We start from the raw sequence: 17216 nt of genomic DNA on the forward strand, positions 1-17216 counted from the left end.
GCTTTCAAGAGCAATAAACTGTTGTTTGTTCTTCATAATAACTTCTTTCAATAATATGTCATTTGTTTAGTAACAAATCGAGCAAGGCGCAAGCTGAGCAACAAAAGCGAAACGATATATACTAGATATTTAAAAATATTTAGGTGCCTATATCGGTGGTGTCCACCTCTTCCCATTCCGAACAGAGAAGTTAAGCCCACCAGAGCCGATGGTACTGCGGTAACACGTGGGAGAGTAGGTCGGTGCCAAATCTTAAAAGAAAGCCGGTAGTCATCATGACTATCGGCTTTTCTTGTTTACAACATTTTTATTTTCCCTTTAGGGGTCTAAGCACATTTGGGCTATCGGCTCTCTTATCTTCCGCCAATTTCTGTTATAGCGCCTACGGATTCAATAGGATTCTGCTGGCAGAACACACTCAGCCATTTGCTGGTATTGGTGATCTGTTTTGTCTCTAAAAGCGTTTGGTTCAATCATCATATCATAGTTCCCCCTTGCTTGTAATTAGCCTAGTATCATAAGATTTGTCCGCCAATAATCTTTTCCTGTCTTTAAATCGATTAAATCCCTTATCGATGGTCAGAATACCTATGAAGTGAAATAAGTGGTCTAATGTGACCCATTAGCTTTTGCTGCTGGAACAAGATGGATTGTGCAGCATTAAAACAAATGCAAGAACAAGAATTTTAAAGAGGGATTTTCAATGTAATTTGTTAACATTGTTTTTAAATTCAAAAGACTTTAGTACGAGAGATAAGTGATGACTGTTTATAGTAAGCTTCCGGATACCGAGTTGACCACTTTATTGAAAGATGGAGATCAACATGCGTTTACTGAGATCTACAATAGACACTGGAAGCTTATTTATGCACATGTGTATAAGATGCTAAGGGACGAGGACGATGCTAAGGATGTTGTTCAGGAAGTTTTTGGTAATTTATGGCTTAGGGCTGCATCAATAAAAAGTACGGCGAATGTTTCGGGCTTGTTGTATATCGCTGCGAGGAATAAAGTATTTGACCTTATTGGTAAGAATAAGGTGCGCGCAGACTATATTGGTGAGATAGCCAGCTTTATTTCCGATTCGAGCAATGCTCAGGTAGATACCATTGATGAAAAGAGGATTCTTGAAATTCTGGAAAGAGAGATTCAAAAGTTACCACCAAAAATGCGGGAAATCTTTGAGTTGAGTAGAAAGGACTACCTTTCTCATAAAGAAATAGCCACCAAGTTGAATATCTCAGAACAAACAGTTAAAAAACAGGTTCAGAATGCCTTAAAAATGATTAAGCCAAAGCTTAACGATATGGGTATTAGCATTGCATTTTTGTTGCTACTGCGTTAATGTCAAATTATTTTAAATTTCTTCTACCCCCAACTTTACTTTCGCCCGTTTACCTGTAAATGAATTCCAAACAAGATGGATAAGCAAAGGGCAAAAGAATTGGTTCAAAGGTATAATCAGGAATTAGCAACGGCTGAAGAAAAGGCCTTGCTTGAAAACTGGTATATGCAAAAATCCGATGACCTTCATCTTGAGGATAATGAGATTGATTTTGAACGGATAGAAAGAGAGATAAGAATAGGTACACTTGATCGTGCAGGTCTTAATCAGCATGTCGTTAAAACCAAACGCTTTAAACTGTGGCCTCGTATTGCTATTGCAGCTTCGTTAATTTTAACTGTTGGTGTTGGATTGCTGTACTTTGTAAACGAATCTGACAGCTTCAATTCGGCGGGGATTCTGGCAAACCGTAACGATATAGCCCCAGGCTCCAACAAAGCAATTTTAACACTCGCAAATGGTCAAAAAATAGTATTGACAGATGCTAAAAATGGAGAGTTGGCCAATGAGAATGATGCTATTATTAGAAAAACTGGGGAAGGACAGCTGGTATATAATGGTAAAACTGCGAATGCGACTGAATCAGTATTTAATACGATAGCAACGCCTAGAGGCGGTCAATACTCATTGATCTTATCGGATGGAACAAAAGTAATTTTGAATGCGGCTTCTTCCTTGAAATACCCAACGGGATTTAAAGGGAAGGATAGAATAGTGGAGCTTGAGGGCGAAGGTTATTTTGAAGTAGCACATAACAAAGCAAAGCCGTTTAAAGTAATTAGCAAGGGCCAGATTGTAGAGGTGTTGGGAACACATTTTAACATCAATTCTTATTCGGATGAACCAAGCGTAAAGACTACGCTTCTGGAGGGCAGCGTGAATGTTAATGGCACGCTACTTAAACCTAATCAACAGGCGATTTTAACAACTGATAGCAAGATTAATGTGACGAATGTGGACGGCGAAGATGCTGTAGCATGGAAGGATGGGCTGTTTAAGTTTGACCATACTGATATGAGAACTTCAATGCGTCAAATAGCCCGTTGGTACGATGTAGAAGTTGTGTATGAAGGCAACGTTAAGGACGAACTATTTTATGGGAAAATTGACAGAAGTTATACCCTTTCTGAGGTGCTTAAAGTGCTAAAACTCGGGAAGGTCAATTTTAGAATTGAAGGAAAGAAAATCATTGTGATGCCGCAATAGTGTGGGCATCACATACTAAAATATAATCAACTAAATAATAAATAACCTAAAAACCAACCAACCAAAATGATGAAACTTCTACAAAAAAGCGGCTAGGCTTGCTATGGGGTAGCTATGCATAATAAAGCCCGGAGAAGGCTTCGACACTTTTCTCCGGACTGTTGCCTGGGTTACCCTTTCCGATAAAATCGGAATGATGAATAATTCTTGAAAACTAATCCAAACCCAAACAATACAAACGTATGAATTTATACTCATATGCAAAAGCTCCCATGGAATCAGGGAGGCGAATGCGTAAAACCATTATGGTAATGAAACTGATTTTTTTCATAATCACTATCGCTTGTGTGCAGGTATCGGCTATTGGGTACTCGCAAAATGTAAATATTCAAAAGAAAGATGCGATCCTGACCACTGTTTTTTCTACCATAGAAAAGCAAACCGGTTATAGCTTCTTCTGGAAAAATGAAGACCTGACTAAGATTAAAGTAGATGTAAAATTGCAGAACGCTTCTTTGGAAGATGCCCTTAAGGAAGTTTTTAAAGGACTTCCTTTAACGTATTCCATCGTAAAAAAATCAATTGTTGTACAGGCAAAAGCACCTAGCCTGATAGATCAGGTAGTGGCTGTTTTTGCTGGGGTTGACATATTTGGAGTTGTTGTTGATGCTCAAAACAATTCATTGGCGGGTGCAACCATAACAGTTAAAGACGGAAAGCGTAGTACTACAACCGGTGCTGGCGGACAATTCACGTTAAAAAATATTCCGGAAGATGCCATTTTACAAATTTCCTTTATGGGTTATATCACCAAAGAGGTGAAGGCAAACTCCAACCTATTGGGGGTAAAACTTGAACTGAGCACTTCTAAACTGGATGAAGTGCAGGTAATGGCTTACGGAAAAACCAACAAACGTTTGTCGACCGGGAATATTGTAACCGTTACCGCTGCTGAGATTGAAAAACAGCCTGTACAAAACCCTTTAATGGCCTTGCAGGGCAGGGTGCCGGGATTGATCGTTTCACAAGTCAGCGGATATGCAGGTAGTCCCGTGAAAATTGAAATTAGGGGACGTCAATCTATAAGCACTGATTTTGTTTCAGATCCATTATACATTATTGATGGTGTTCCAATGAACAATTTAGAAGTAGGGGGTTTGTCAGATTATCAGCGCGGATCTCAGGGGGTAGTTCAGAACGGATATTCTCCAAGTGGAGGTCAAAGTCCCTTTTACAACATCAATCCCAGGGATATAGAAAGTATAGAAGTACTAAAAGATGCGGATGCTACGGCGATCTATGGTTCGAGAGGTGCCCGCGGAGTGATCCTGATCACCACAAAGAAAGGGAAGCCTGGGGCTACTAAATTTGCGGTGAATGTGGATCAGGGTTTTAGTACGGTGACACAACGCTGGAATATGCTCAATACCCAGCAATACCTGGAGGTAAGAAGAGCAGCTTTAAAAAACGACAACATCACACCCGATGTATTTAACGCACCTGATTTGATGTTGTGGGATACCACCAAGTATACCGATTGGCAGAAAAAGCTTTGGGGAAATGTAGGTAGACAGACGAAAGCAGCTATTAACTTATCTGGTGGTGATGTACAAACCCAGTTTACGCTGAGTGGAAATTATGGAAAATCAACAGAGATCCTGACGAGCAAGGGTAATAACCAGGGGGGAGGTCTTTCATTCAATTTAGGGCATACCAATTTAAACAGGAAGTTTAAGATGGATTTGAGTACCATGTATAGTTTTACAGCTGTAAACAACACAATGACACCAAGTGTAGTTACCCTGGCGCCTAACGCACCAGATATTTATAATGAAAACGGCCTGCTCAATTATGAGCCCTGGAGTAAGGCTGATATGAGCAATAATTTCCCTTTTGGCGCATTGGAAGTACCATCTTATTCGGGTACACACTTCCTGAACAGTAGCTTGAACATCAGTTATGCCATACTCAATAGCTTGTCGATTTCAACCAGAGTTGGATACCAAAAAAATATCAATACAAATAAAGCCTATAGCACAATTATCTCTCAGGATCCTGCATTGAATCCAAGGGGCGGGGCATTTATAGGAACAACTAACACTTACAATATGATCGTAGAGCCGCAGATCAATTACAATTCAAAACTGGGCCCGGGGCAGTTGAGCACTATGCTTGGAGGAAGTTTTCAGAAAACGGCGACCAGCAGCATCAGAACTGTTGGAGCTGGTTATGAAAGCGATGATCTTCTGGAATCCATTTCCCTTGCTCCATTTACCGATACCAAGGAAAACCAGGCTTTTTATAAGTACGCAGCGGTATTTGGCCGGATCAATTACGACATAGAAGGAGGGAAATACATTCTTAGCCTGAACGGCCGGAGAGACGGATCTTCTCGTTTCGCCCCAGGAACGCAGTTTGGTAATTTTGGCTCCGTTGCTGCCGCATGGACCCTCTCTAAAGAAGACTGGTTTAAAAATATAATCCCGCCTTTTGTCAGTTTTATGAAGTTGAGAGGAAGTTACGGATTGACGGGCAGTGATGTTATAGGTGATTATCAGTATTTGACCAGGTGGACAAAAGGTTTGGTTGACTATGCACTTTTACCGGACTATGATGGCAATACGCCTATAATTAGCACGCAGGCTGTGAATCAACAGTACAGGTGGCAGGTGACCAAAAAAATGGAAGTGGCTTTAAGTATGAGCTTTTTAGAAGATAAGATAACGATGGAGACTGCACTTTACCGTGATCGTTGCGGTAACCAGCTGACCAAGTATCCGACACCGGTATATACTGGCTTTCCTATGGTGCAGGCCAACTGGCCTGCATTGATTGAGAACAGTGGCTGGGAAATTTCAATCACGGCAAATGTAATGCGTACCGATAAAATCAACTGGAACTGGAGGTTCAATGGTTCCCGCAACTTTAATAAATTGCTGGGCTATCCCGATATTGAACACTCTCCTTATGCCGATAAATATAAAGTAGGAGAAAGTGTGAACAACCTCTATCTGTATCATTATACCGGCATAAATCCACTTACCGGTCGATATACTTTTGAAGATTATAACCAGAATGGTCGATTGGATGATCGTACTGGTGTACCTGGTACAGGTTTGGACGACCGGTATGTGAGATTAGATATGACGCCTAGATTTAACGGTGGAATAGGTACTGATTTTAGCTATAGTAATTTAAGTATCAGTTTTTTCTTTGATTACAGGAACCAAATGGGAACAAAACCCGGTCTTAGCCCCGGTACGGGGATAGGGGGTATGCTGAACTTACCTTCCGATGTCATTGGCAATTACTGGAAGCAACCAGGTGACCAGACAAAGTATCCAAAACCGACCACTTTACAGGATGAGAATTTCGGTAGGTATGCCAATTCTGATGCGATATATGAAAACTGCTCTTATATCCGCTTGTCTAATGTGGCTTTTTCTTATGCTTTTGATCAGAAGTTTGTTAAAAAACTTGGTGCTGAATCTTTGAGGATGAATATGAGTGCACAGAATATATTTTTAATCAGTAGCTCTAAAGGGATGGATCCTGATATACAATTTGGAGCACTTCCACCGGCCAGAACCATTTTACTTGGTCTATCGTTAAATTTTTAATTGCTAAAGAGATGAAAATTAAAAGAAATATAAATACATATGGCGGCCTGATTGCTTTAATGGTATTGGTTTGTTTTTCCTGTAAAAAGATGATCAGCGTTCCTGATCCGGCGGATACTATAACGACAAGTAAAGTGTTCGCAACCGATGACCAGGCAACTTCGGCCATGGCTGGAGTGTATTCTCAAATGATTAATTCAGGGGGCGGGGGGAATATTTATGGCAGTTTTGCCTGTGGGTATAGCACCTTGAGAGCTGGTTTTTCTTCCGATGAGTTAATTGACATTTCCGCCGGCCCTAACCCGATTAGTTTATTTAAAGAGGAAAGTAGTATATTATGGACTACGGCATATAAGGCGATTTATGGTGCCAATGATGTCATTGAAGGCATTTCGGCTTCAACAGCGCCAACACTTAAAGATCCAGTAAGGATCAGGCTGACTGCTGAAGCAAAGTTCGTAAGGGCTTTTTCCTATTTCTACCTGGTTAATTTTTTTGGAGATGTACCACTGGCACTTACGGTAGATTTTAACCAAACTGCCCGAATGAAACGTACGCCTAAACCTGAAGTATATGTACAGATAGTTAAAGACCTTGAGGATGCAAGGGCAGCTCTTGGTATTGATTTTTCCAGTTCAAAAATTAATGCACGGATTCGCCCAAATAAATGGGCAGCGACGGCCTTGCTAGCCAGGGTTTATTTGTTTACAGGTGATTATCAAAATGCGGCCGCATTGGCTGGAGAAGTAATCAGTCAAACAAGCTTGTTCCAGTTAAAAGATGACCTGAATGAGGTATTTCTGACGAACAGTACAGAAGCCATCTGGCAATTACAGCAAAATGATCCAACAGGTACAACCGGCTTTGCCACCCCGGAGGGATATAGTTTTCTTCATAATATTTCATTTACAGGAGAATATCGTATACGGTTTTCCGACGAATTGATACAGAATTTTGAAAATCATGACAAACGAAAAATAGACTGGACAATCCGTATCATTAAAAATGGAAAAACCCTTTATTCGCCATATAAATATAAAAAGGGGTTTAACGAAATTTCTAGTCCACTTACTGAATATTATATGGTATTGAGACTGGCTGAACAATATCTGATCAGGGCCGAAGCCCGTGCTTTAGGTGGCGGTGACCTGAGGCTTGCCATTGATGACCTCAATGTGGTTCGTCACCGGGCGGGTTTGGATGACCTGCCAGCAACACTTTCCAAAGCCGAAGTGATTGCTGCGATTGAAAAGGAACGAAGAACAGAGCTTTTTGGAGAATGGGGCCACCGCTGGTTCGACCTGAAAAGAACGGGACGGGCACATGATGTGCTTTCGGTGCTCCAAAGGAAACAACCCTGGTTAGGAGATGAACAATTCCTGTATCCAATTCCAGAAGCAGAGATCAGGGCAAACAATAACCTGAGCCAGAACCCAGGCTACTAACATTTAAATGAAAGAACATGAGGAAATTTGAAATATATACCCTGCTATTGAATGTATTGCTCTCCATAGCATTTTTATCCTGTAAAAAAGAAGAGCCATTACCGGTTATCTCTTCGTTGATTGTTGCCAACGCTGTTGCAGGTAGTAAGCCACTTCTAGTCAATTTAAATGAGGGGGCAAATCCCAGCTATTATCTATATAGGACAGCTAGCGCTTTGAAATATGGATTGCTTGAAGGCGATGTTGGTAAGCTGAATGTAGAAAATGAGACACAAAGAATTCGTTTGTTTCAATCTCCAGATACTACCGCTACAAGCCAGCCCCTGTTTGATTTAAAACTCCAGATCGGAAAGGGAAGTATAAACTCTTTATTCCTTACTGGTACGGTTAGTCATCCCGATTACCTGCTGGAGACTGCTGTACCGCCATATCACAATCAACCAGATAGTACATTTGGCGTAAGATTTACCAACCTTTCTTACCAAAGCAAACCGGTTAATGTATATGTGATCAGCAATGGAGAGCGAAAAGAGGTCGAAGGATTGGTTTATAAAGGGATCACCGGATACAAAAAATATGCAGCACTGGCTAAAACCGGTACCTATACTTTTGAATTCCGGGATCAGGAAACCCAACAGGTACTTGCTGTTTATGCACTGGAAGGTGCCGCTAAGGCAACTGAGAATTTATGGCGCTACAGGAATTTTACCCTGGCCCTGATTGGTATTCCAGGTACTGCTGATCCGGCACAGCAACAAAAAACATTCATGATCAACAACTATTAACATAGCAATAGAAAGCGCGTAAAATCATCAGGTTAGCGCATCAATTCAATTACCCATAAACAGGTGATCAGGGATGTTTTTGTCTAAAAAGTCAAAAAAACACCCGGTCACCTGTACATCAAAAACACATCTAAATCAAAAAATATGGAACCAATTGTTCGTATCAGCGGACTGTCGCACCGTTACAGTACCAGCTGGGCTATCAGAGACATTAACATCGAAATTCCACGCAGCGGAATTGTAGGCCTGCTAGGTTCTAATGGCGCTGGTAAATCTACCACCATGAATATTCTATGCGGAGTATTGACACCAACAACCGGATCTGTGATCATCAACGGTATCGACCTCAGTAAAGAACCGGAACGCGCTAAGCAGGAAATTGGTTTTTTACCACAAACCCCGCCCTTGTACATGGATTTGACTGTGGATGAATATCTGGTGCATACCGCAATCTTGCGCTCGGTGGAAAAAAGTCAGCTGAAAAAAGCATTGGAAGAGGTAAAAGAACGCTGCGGATTAACTCATATCAATAAAAGATTGATCAAAAACTTATCCGGTGGCTATAAACAAAGGGTAGGCATCGCTCAGGCCATTATTCATCACCCTAAGCTTGTGGTATTTGATGAGCCAACCAATGGCCTTGATCCAAACCAGATTCTTGAAGTGCGTGCACTGATCAAGGACATTGCTGCAGAGCGTGCGGTAATCCTTTCTACCCATATCCTAACCGAAGTACAGTACCTCTGCAAGGATATCGTGATGATTGAAAGTGGCAGGATCGTTTTTGCGGATACCATGGAGGCTTTCGACAACTATATCGCTCCGCACAGCATGTTGGTAGTGATGGAAAATGCACCTCCGGCAGAAGCTTTAATGGCTATTGAAGGTATTGTAAGAATAGAAATGCTGACTGAAAAGCAATTGCGCATCTATTTTAATGGTGATCGCAACATTTCTGAAACCATTGTCCTGGAAAGTGCAAAGCAAGGCTGGCGCTTGCGTGAGCTAAATATGGAAAAGAATTCCCTGGATGAAACCTTTGCCCAATTGTCCAGAATCTCTAATTAAGTATTATCACACACAATGAAAAAAATAATACAGATAGCCAGACTGGAACTCAGCCTGCTATTTTATTCCCCGATTGCCTGGTTACTCATCATGGTGCTCTTTGTGCAGATGGTGCTTACGTTTGGCGTAATGGTGGGTCAATTGCAGCACCTGCAACACTTCGGTTTAGAACTTGATTTTTTAACCAATCGGTTCTATACTGCTACAAATGTAGGAGCAGGAGGCATTTATGCTTTAATTCTCAAAAGTCTGTACCTGTATACACCCCTGATTACCATGGGTATCATCAGCAGGGAAACCAATAGTGGCAGCATTAAGTTATTGTATTCTTCACCGGTAAAGCTCAGTGAGATCATTTTTGGAAAGTTTGTTTCCATGCTGGCTTTTAACTTGGTTATTATAGGTGTAATGGGGCTATTTTTTATTTTTGGAGTCCTGTTTATTGAAAATTTTGACTATCCGCATCCCCTGGTTGCGATGTTTACCTGTTTCCTCTTGTTGAGCGCTTATGCTGCTATTGGGATTTTTATGTCCAGCTTGACTACCTACCAAGTGGTAGCAGCCATTAGTACTTTTATGATTCTGGGATCTTTAAACTATATAGGCAGTTTTGGACAGCGAATTGATTTTGTCCGTGACCTGACCCATAGTTTGGCCATTGGGAGTCGCACAAATTTGATGATCAATGGTTTGATGAATAGCCGAGATGTCATTTACTATCTGGTTATTTCCGGAATGTTCCTGGCTTTTACCATTACCAGACTCGACTTCGCGAGGCAAACAAGACCATTTTTGCGACAGCTAAGCCGCTACGGTTTGATTGTGATTGTGGGCCTCGCGGTAGCTTATCTCAGCTCTCGCCAACCCCTAATTGCTTATTATGATGCCACAGATACGAAAGTGAATACCATCGTTAAGGCTACCCAGAAAATACTGAAAGATATGGGGGATGAACCGGTGGAGGTGACCGAGTACATCAATGTCATGGATTATACTTACTCCAATGCTGACCCTGGTCTACGGATTCTTGATATTGCGCGTTGGGAGGCTTATTTACGTTTTAAATCGAATATTAAGCTCAAATGGGTTTATTATTATGACAGTATCCCTGCCCCACAATTTTATGCAGCCAATCCGGGAAAAAGTTTAAAAACCCTGTTTAAGGAAAGGGTAAAAGCTTTAGAATTGGATACGAACGATTTTCTAGAACCTGAGCTGATCCGCAAACAAGTAAACCTGAGTGGAGAAAATGGACGCTTGGTGATGCAGGTCAAATACAAGAATAAAACCACTTTTCTAAGAACTTTCGATGATAGTGACTTCTGGCCCGGAGAACCCGAAACGGCGGCGGCACTGAAACGTTTGATTGTTATACCGCCTAAGCTTGTTTTTGCTACAGATGGCTATCAGCGAAGTGTAGACAAAGTGGGCGATCGCGACTATAAAATGTTTTTTAATATCAAGACGGCACGGGCTTCATTGATCAACCAGGGATTTGATGTAGATAGTATTGCTATAGAAAACCATGAAATACCAAGTGGCATTGCTGCGCTCATTATTGGTGATCCAAAGGTAGCCTATAGTCCGGCTGCTTTGACTAAAATCAAGAAGTATGTTGCTGATGGCGGAAACCTGTTGATTGTAGGTGAACCGGGCAAACAATCAGTAGTTAACCCTTTACTGGATTCACTGGGTGTTAAAATGCTCGATGGAACCCTTGTACAGCGTAGCAGGGATTATTCCTATAACCTGGTTACGCCTAGGCTAACTAAAGAGGCTTTATCCATGTACTCCGGCTTAAATAATCCTTATCAAAAGAAAGAGATCATATCGATGCCGGGTGTAGCCGCATTAAGTTTTGACCCTCAATCGGCTTTTAAAACCCAAGCCATTCTAACCACAGATGCCAAATATAGCTGGATTAAAAAAGGATCTTTTGTACTGGATTCGGCTGCATTGGTTTTTGAAGCAAAAAACGGTGACCAACAAGGTGCCTTTCCTGGGGCATTGATGCTAACAAGGAAAATGACGCATAAAGAACAACGGATTGTGGTAGCGGGAGATGCAGATTTCTTCAGTAACAAAGAGCTGGGAAGATCAAACTTGCAAACAGCTAACGGAACTCTTGCTATAGCCATTTTTACCTGGTTCTCTAACAATGAGTTCCCGGTTGATATGTCGCGTCCGCCCTCGAAAGACAACAAACTGAAGCTGAATAAAGCAGGAGTGAAAACTGTAAAGATAGTGTATTATGGCCTGATCCCGGGTGCGATTGTCCTACTGGGCATGGTGCTTTTGATCCGCAGAAAACGTAAATAATTATGAGCTTTATAACCGATAAACAAACCATCGACGATTTGAATGTTTTCTCCAAATCGGGGAGCGATTCAATCTACCATATTTTTAATAAAACTTATACCCAGGGCGGAGCTTCCTTGCTGGAAGATATGTTCCGGAACCCACTTTCGGATGATCAGTCGATTAACGATCGGGTGGCCATTTTACGGTATTTCCAGGAAAGTAAAACGGAATTTCCTTTACAAGGGAATCGCTTTGAAGAAGCCGAACGATATTTAGGAAATACAGATCCACGTAGCCGCCTATCTAACCAGGGCTTTAGTATGGCCGATTTTAAAGCAGCCGGACAAAGCGTAGAGGCTCTGATCGAAATTTTGAAGGGACTGAAAAGGTTTATGCTGGAGATTGAGCCTAAAGTGTCGGCTAATCCTTATGCCAAGCAAGTGGAGCTGGTGATCACTTTGTTGAAAGCCAAAGAGCTGGAACTCATTTTTGCTGATCATGGCAAAGGCAAAATCTCTTCTGGCAAAATTGTAGAATATGATAATATTTTGCGATTCCAGCAACGTGCCTTGATGGAAAAAATACTCCAGCACATTTATCACCTGGATGTATACATTTCCATTGCCCGGGTGGCCAGCGAAAGAGATTATATATTTGCCACAGCATTAAAGCGCGATGCCAACCGGTTGAGCTTACAGGGTGTTTATCATCCCTTATTACATAAACCAGTTGCCAATTCATTAGAAATGACGCCCGAAAGTAACATTGTGTTCCTAACGGGGGCCAATATGGGGGGTAAATCGACTTTCATGAAATCGCTGAGCATTGCCATGTACCTGGCACATCTGGGTTTTCCTATTGCGGCAAAGCAAATGGAGTTCTCTGTGTGCGATGGTATGTATACCACCATCAACCTGCCGGATAACCTGGCCATGGGGGCCAGTCATTTCTATGCGGAAGTACTACGGGTAAAGAAAGTAGCGGTAGAGCTTGGCGCAGGTAAAAATCTCTTTGTGGTATTTGATGAGTTGTTTAGAGGGACCAATGTGAAGGATGCTTATGAAGGCACCATTGCCATCATGGAAGCTTTTGCTAAAAAGCCACATTCCTTATTTGTGATTTCAACGCACATTATGGAAGCTGGGTCGGTGTTAAGAGAAAGATGCAATAACATGATCTTCCGGTATTTGCCCACACGTATGGAGAACGGTAAGCCCGTTTATACCTATACGCTTACCGAAGGGATTACGGATGACCGTCATGGGATGATCATCATCAATAACGAAGGGGTAATAGAACTCATCAAAGATGAAAAGCAAACGAAACAACAGCATCCTAACTTTCTCGCAGATAAGCAAACAGTAGAAGATTTGAACCTGCAGGGTAAGTTTAAACAACAATCCGTTTATAGCTTATTCAATCACCTGCAAACCCGGGGCGGAGAAAAGGTGCTGGAAGGCATGTTTGCCCGTCCGCTGAATAACGTGGAGCAGATCAATAAGCGTAGTGCGCTGTTTGCTTTTATTCAGCAACATAACATCATTTTTCCGGTGATCCGTTCGCAGGTGGAATCGATGGAAGATTACCTGGCTGGAGGAGCTGGCGCTGCTTTGCCAAGAGTAGCCTGGGGGATTTTCGCCAAGAAATTTAAACAAGTGCTTTTTCACAATGCCGAATTGTTGCAGCTGCAAGCCGGACAATCGGTAACCATTGAAGTGTTGCAGGCTTTTAGAGATTTCTTCTCTGAACTGAAAGGAAAAGCAGGTGTTTCAGTATATCAGGGTGATTTAGATACCGCATTGAGAGTGTTACAAGATTCAAGATTACAAGGGATATTAGATGCTCCTGAAGGTCAGCTTTCGCTGATGCAGCTGATCCGCAATGACTATGTGATCCGTCATGCGATGATCAGTCAGATGGAAGGCTTATTGAAATTGATTTATGAGCTGGATGTGTATGTCGGCGTAGCCGCTGTAGCGGCAGATCAGGGTTTTGTATATGCCAAAGCCTTACCAGTCGCACAGATGTTATTAGATATGGAAGGTTTCCGCCATCCTGCCTTAAAAAATGGGGTAAGCAATAACTTACATTTAACACGCGAACGCAATATGTTGTTCCTCACCGGGGCCAATATGGCGGGTAAATCTACTTTTATGAAATCTATGGGAATTGCTGTTTACCTGGCGCACATGGGTTTCCCGATAGCGGCGAGACGTATGGAGTTTTCGGTAAAAGATGGACTGTTCTCTTCAATTAACGTGTCGGATAACCTGGATATGGGCTACAGTCATTTTTATGCAGAAGTATTGCGTACAAAAACGGTTGCTAAAGCAGTCAGTGAATCGGAAGACTTATACGTATTGTTTGATGAGTTGTTTAAAGGAACGAATGTGAAGGATGCTTACGACGCTACTTTGGCGGTTACGAAAGCTTTCTCTGAGAACAGGAACAGCTTCTTTGTGGTATCCACCCACATCATTGAAGTTGGGGAAGCCTTAGGCAAAGTATCGGATAATGTACAATTCTCTTTCTTGCCTACGGTAATGAAAGATGGTGTACCTACCTATCCATATACACTGGCCAGTGGAATCACTACCGACAGACAAGGTATGATCATCATCGAAAATGAAAAGATTGTAGAGATTATTAAAGCAGAACAATATGTTAATTAAATATAGATTTTTAGGCTTACTGTCTGTTGGGGCCTTTTGTATGTTTTTGGCTTGTAAAACTCAGCTGGATAACCAGGCCTTGTCTCTTGATCCTGAATTGAGGACCGGGAAGCTGGCCAATGGATTTACCTATTACATCCGCAAAAATAAAAGCCCGGAAAAAAGGGTCATGATGTACCTGGCCGTAAAGGCAGGTTCTATTCTGGAAACAGATCAGCAAAGAGGAGTAGCCCATTTTATAGAGCACATGAGTTTTAACGGGACTAAACATTTTCCTAAAAAGGAACTCTCCAATTACCTGGAAAAATCAGGGGTGCGTTTTGGTGCAGACATCAATGCCAATACTGGCCCTGATGAAACTGTATACCAGCTGCCATTGCCATCTGATAATCCTGAACTGCTTAACAACGGTTTACAGATTATGCGGGACTGGGCACAAGATGCGAATATAGAAGCAGAAGATGTGGAAAAGGAGCGTCATGTGATTTTAGAAGAAAAGCGTGTCCGCCAGGGTATGCAGCAACGTTACGAAGAAAAAAGCATACAGTTGTGTAGCAATGGATCCCGATATGGATCGCGTTTGCCGATTGGAACAGAGGAAGTTATTTCGAAGGTCACACCAGAAGAAATCCGTAGTTTTTATAAAGATTGGTACCGTCCAAATTTACAGGCTTTAATTGTTGTAGGGGATATTGATGCCGATCAGATGGAGAAAGCCATCAAAGCGAAGTTTGCGGACCTGAAAAACCCGGAAAAAGAGAAAGAGCGCCCAATATATCGCGCAGAATTGACTGGTAAAAACCAGTATATGCAGTTCATAGACCCGGAATTTGGTGGTATTGGTGTAGAGATTTTAATGAAACAGAAGCAAGCTGTAATGGCTACCACATCAGACTACCGCAACGCGCTGCTGAAAAACCTATTGGGACAAATGATCAATGCGAGGTTCAGGCAAATGCCATTCGCCACATTTACTTCATTAACCGGTGGACTTTCTGCTTTCTCAGTTAACCTAGGCACCAAGCCCGCCGAGACACAGCCATCGTTACAGGGTGTTTGGCTAGAGCTGCGCCGGATGCAGGAGCAGGGCTTTTTGCAAACTGAACTGGACCGCGTGAAAAAGAGCTACCAGCAAAGAATGGCTGATGCACTGAAAGAGCATGATAAAACGGCTTCCGAAGTGCTGATCAAACCTTATCTACAACATTTCCTGACAGGCAATATTGCTCCCGGAATTGCTAAGGAATATGAACTAACCAGTCAGCTATTGCCTGATATTACCCTAACAGAAATTAACGACTTATTGAAATCTTATCTGAAGGATACCGATCGCGATATCATCGTGAAATCTTCTGAAGAAAATAAAGCTTTTCTACCAGATGAGGCTACTGTATTGAGTTGGATAGATGCAGTTTATACGGCTCCCTTAAGTCCATTTGTGGATGAAATACAGGACCTTCCATTGTTGAAAAAAACACCCGTTCCAGGTAAGATTACTAGCTTGGAAGATTTTGGAAAAATCGGCGTGCAGAAGATTACGCTGAGCAATGGTGTAACTGTATGGTTAAAGAAAACCAATTTCCAGAATGATCAGATCTTGTTTAAAGGGCTTGCCGAGGGTGGAGCTTCTCTATATCCAGATGCAGATCATCAAAATGCCATTAATGCCGCAAATGTAGTGTCGGTTTCGGGTGCAGGAAACTATAATGCCGAGCAGCTTAGTAAATTGTTTACTGGTAGGCAGGTACAGGTAAGTCCTTTTGTGAATGATCTTTATCAGGGATTTAGCGGTGGTAGCTCTAAAGAAGAGCTGGCAACCACGCTTGAACTGCTCAATGCTTATTTTACGGAACCCCGAAAGGACCAGGAAGCATTCGATGTATTGATTGGTCGCACCAAAGAACAATTGGCCAATAAGGGAAGTAATCCGGCCCAGGTATTTATGGATGCGGTAAGCTTGGTGTTGGGCAACTATCATGTCCGCAAACAGCCTCGAAGCATAAACAGCATAAATGCCGTTAAGCTGGATAGAGCCTATGAGATTTACAAAGAGCGTTTCTCTGACGCTTCCGGTTTTAATTTCTTTTTTGTGGGGAACATAGATTTGGAAACGATGAAACCTTTATTGGAGAAATACCTGGGTTCATTGCCTGCAAAAGGATTGAAAGAAAAAGCTCGCGACCTGAACATTAACATTCCTGCAGGCCGGATTGCTAAGACCGTATACAAAGGTACGGCACAGAAATCAAGCGTGATGCTGGTTTATTCTGGTCCTTTTGATTACAGTTTTGACAATACGTTTAAGATGAATGCCATTGCCGATGCCCTGAAGATTAGCATTACGCAGCGACTTCGCGATCAGGAGGGTGGTACTTATACACCAAACGTACAAATGAGCATGACCAAATACCTGAAAAGCAGGTTTAGTCTGACCATTTCCTTTGATTGTGCCCCGCAGAATGTAGATCAATTGATTGTCTCGGCACAGGATGAATTAAATAAAATGAGAACATCAGGCCCCTCTGCCGAAAACCTACAAAAATTTAAAGCGGTAAGTAAATCAGGACTGCAAAGCGGTTCAACAAATAACGGATACTGGTTGGATTACCTGGTTTCAAGGAACATCAATAAAGAGCCCTTAACACAGTTTTTTGACTATGAAACCGCGATAAATAATATGACGGTTCAATCTATTAAGCAGGTGGCAGCCACTTACATTCAGGATAAAAACTATGTAAAGCTGGTATTGATGCCAGAAAAAACTAACCATTGAT

General features: G+C 41.9%; 9 protein-coding genes and 1 rRNA gene. All 10 read left to right on the forward strand.

Going from position 1 to position 17216, the window contains the following annotated elements:
- Positions 1–139 precede the first annotated feature (139 nt).
- Positions 140–251: ribosomal RNA gene (gene rrf / locus FBD94_RS25340) — 5S ribosomal RNA — on the forward strand.
- A gap of 509 nt (positions 252–760) precedes the next feature.
- Positions 761–1345 carry an RNA polymerase sigma factor gene (locus tag FBD94_RS25345; RefSeq protein ID WP_136882304.1) on the forward strand — a complete coding sequence of 195 codons (585 nt, stop codon included), beginning with the start codon at positions 761–763 and terminating at the stop codon, positions 1343–1345.
- A gap of 75 nt (positions 1346–1420) precedes the next feature.
- The gene (locus tag FBD94_RS25350) at positions 1421–2551 is read left to right on the forward strand and encodes a FecR family protein (protein ID WP_136882305.1); all 1131 of its coding nucleotides are present in this window, start codon (positions 1421–1423) and stop codon (positions 2549–2551) included.
- A 311-nt stretch (positions 2552–2862) separates the two neighbouring features.
- Positions 2863–6171: a SusC/RagA family TonB-linked outer membrane protein gene (locus FBD94_RS25355; protein WP_169472411.1), complete on the forward strand. Its 3309-nt coding sequence runs from the start codon at positions 2863–2865 to the stop codon at positions 6169–6171.
- Positions 6172–6182: 11 nt separating this feature from the next.
- The gene (locus FBD94_RS25360) at positions 6183–7616 is read left to right on the forward strand and encodes a RagB/SusD family nutrient uptake outer membrane protein (RefSeq protein ID WP_136882307.1); all 1434 of its coding nucleotides are present in this window, start codon (positions 6183–6185) and stop codon (positions 7614–7616) included.
- Positions 7617–7633: 17 nt separating this feature from the next.
- Positions 7634–8401 (forward strand): DUF4397 domain-containing protein, encoded by a 768-nt coding sequence (locus FBD94_RS25365; protein WP_136882308.1) that lies wholly within the window; start codon positions 7634–7636, stop codon positions 8399–8401.
- 144 nt (positions 8402–8545) lie between these two features.
- On the forward strand, positions 8546–9469 hold the full coding sequence (locus FBD94_RS25370; RefSeq protein ID WP_131612651.1) for an ABC transporter ATP-binding protein: 924 nt from the start codon (positions 8546–8548) through the stop codon (positions 9467–9469).
- 15 nt (positions 9470–9484) lie between these two features.
- The gene (locus FBD94_RS25375) at positions 9485–11788 is read left to right on the forward strand and encodes a Gldg family protein (protein WP_131612653.1); all 2304 of its coding nucleotides are present in this window, start codon (positions 9485–9487) and stop codon (positions 11786–11788) included.
- Between the two features lie 2 nt (positions 11789–11790).
- Complete coding sequence (locus FBD94_RS26395) at positions 11791–14442, forward strand: MutS-related protein (protein ID WP_225874844.1); 2652 nt, start codon at positions 11791–11793, stop codon at positions 14440–14442.
- Positions 14432–17215, forward strand: coding sequence for a M16 family metallopeptidase (locus FBD94_RS25385; RefSeq protein WP_131612655.1), 2784 nt, complete (start codon positions 14432–14434; stop codon positions 17213–17215). Before FBD94_RS26395 ends, FBD94_RS25385 begins: the two co-directional genes overlap by 11 nt.
- Position 17216 lies beyond the last annotated feature (1 nt).

The sequence above is a fragment of the Pedobacter hiemivivus genome (assembly GCF_005144565.1).
Classification (GTDB): domain Bacteria; phylum Bacteroidota; class Bacteroidia; order Sphingobacteriales; family Sphingobacteriaceae; genus Pedobacter; species Pedobacter hiemivivus.

Bases quoted from the DNA above. Each gene is read 5' to 3' on its own strand.
- FBD94_RS25345 (WP_136882304.1), top strand. From the start codon at position 761: ATGACTGTTTATAGTAAGCTTCCGGATACCGAGTTGACCACTTTATTG.
- FBD94_RS25350 (WP_136882305.1), top strand. From the start codon at position 1,421: ATGGATAAGCAAAGGGCAAAAGAATTGGTTCAAAGGTATAATCAGGAA.
- FBD94_RS25355 (WP_169472411.1), top strand. From the start codon at position 2,863: ATGAAACTGATTTTTTTCATAATCACTATCGCTTGTGTGCAGGTATCG.
- FBD94_RS25360 (WP_136882307.1), top strand. From the start codon at position 6,183: ATGAAAATTAAAAGAAATATAAATACATATGGCGGCCTGATTGCTTTA.
- FBD94_RS25365 (WP_136882308.1), top strand. From the start codon at position 7,634: ATGAGGAAATTTGAAATATATACCCTGCTATTGAATGTATTGCTCTCC.
- FBD94_RS25370 (WP_131612651.1), top strand. From the start codon at position 8,546: ATGGAACCAATTGTTCGTATCAGCGGACTGTCGCACCGTTACAGTACC.
- FBD94_RS25375 (WP_131612653.1), top strand. From the start codon at position 9,485: ATGAAAAAAATAATACAGATAGCCAGACTGGAACTCAGCCTGCTATTT.
- FBD94_RS26395 (WP_225874844.1), top strand. From the start codon at position 11,791: ATGAGCTTTATAACCGATAAACAAACCATCGACGATTTGAATGTTTTC.
- FBD94_RS25385 (WP_131612655.1), top strand. From the start codon at position 14,432: ATGTTAATTAAATATAGATTTTTAGGCTTACTGTCTGTTGGGGCCTTT.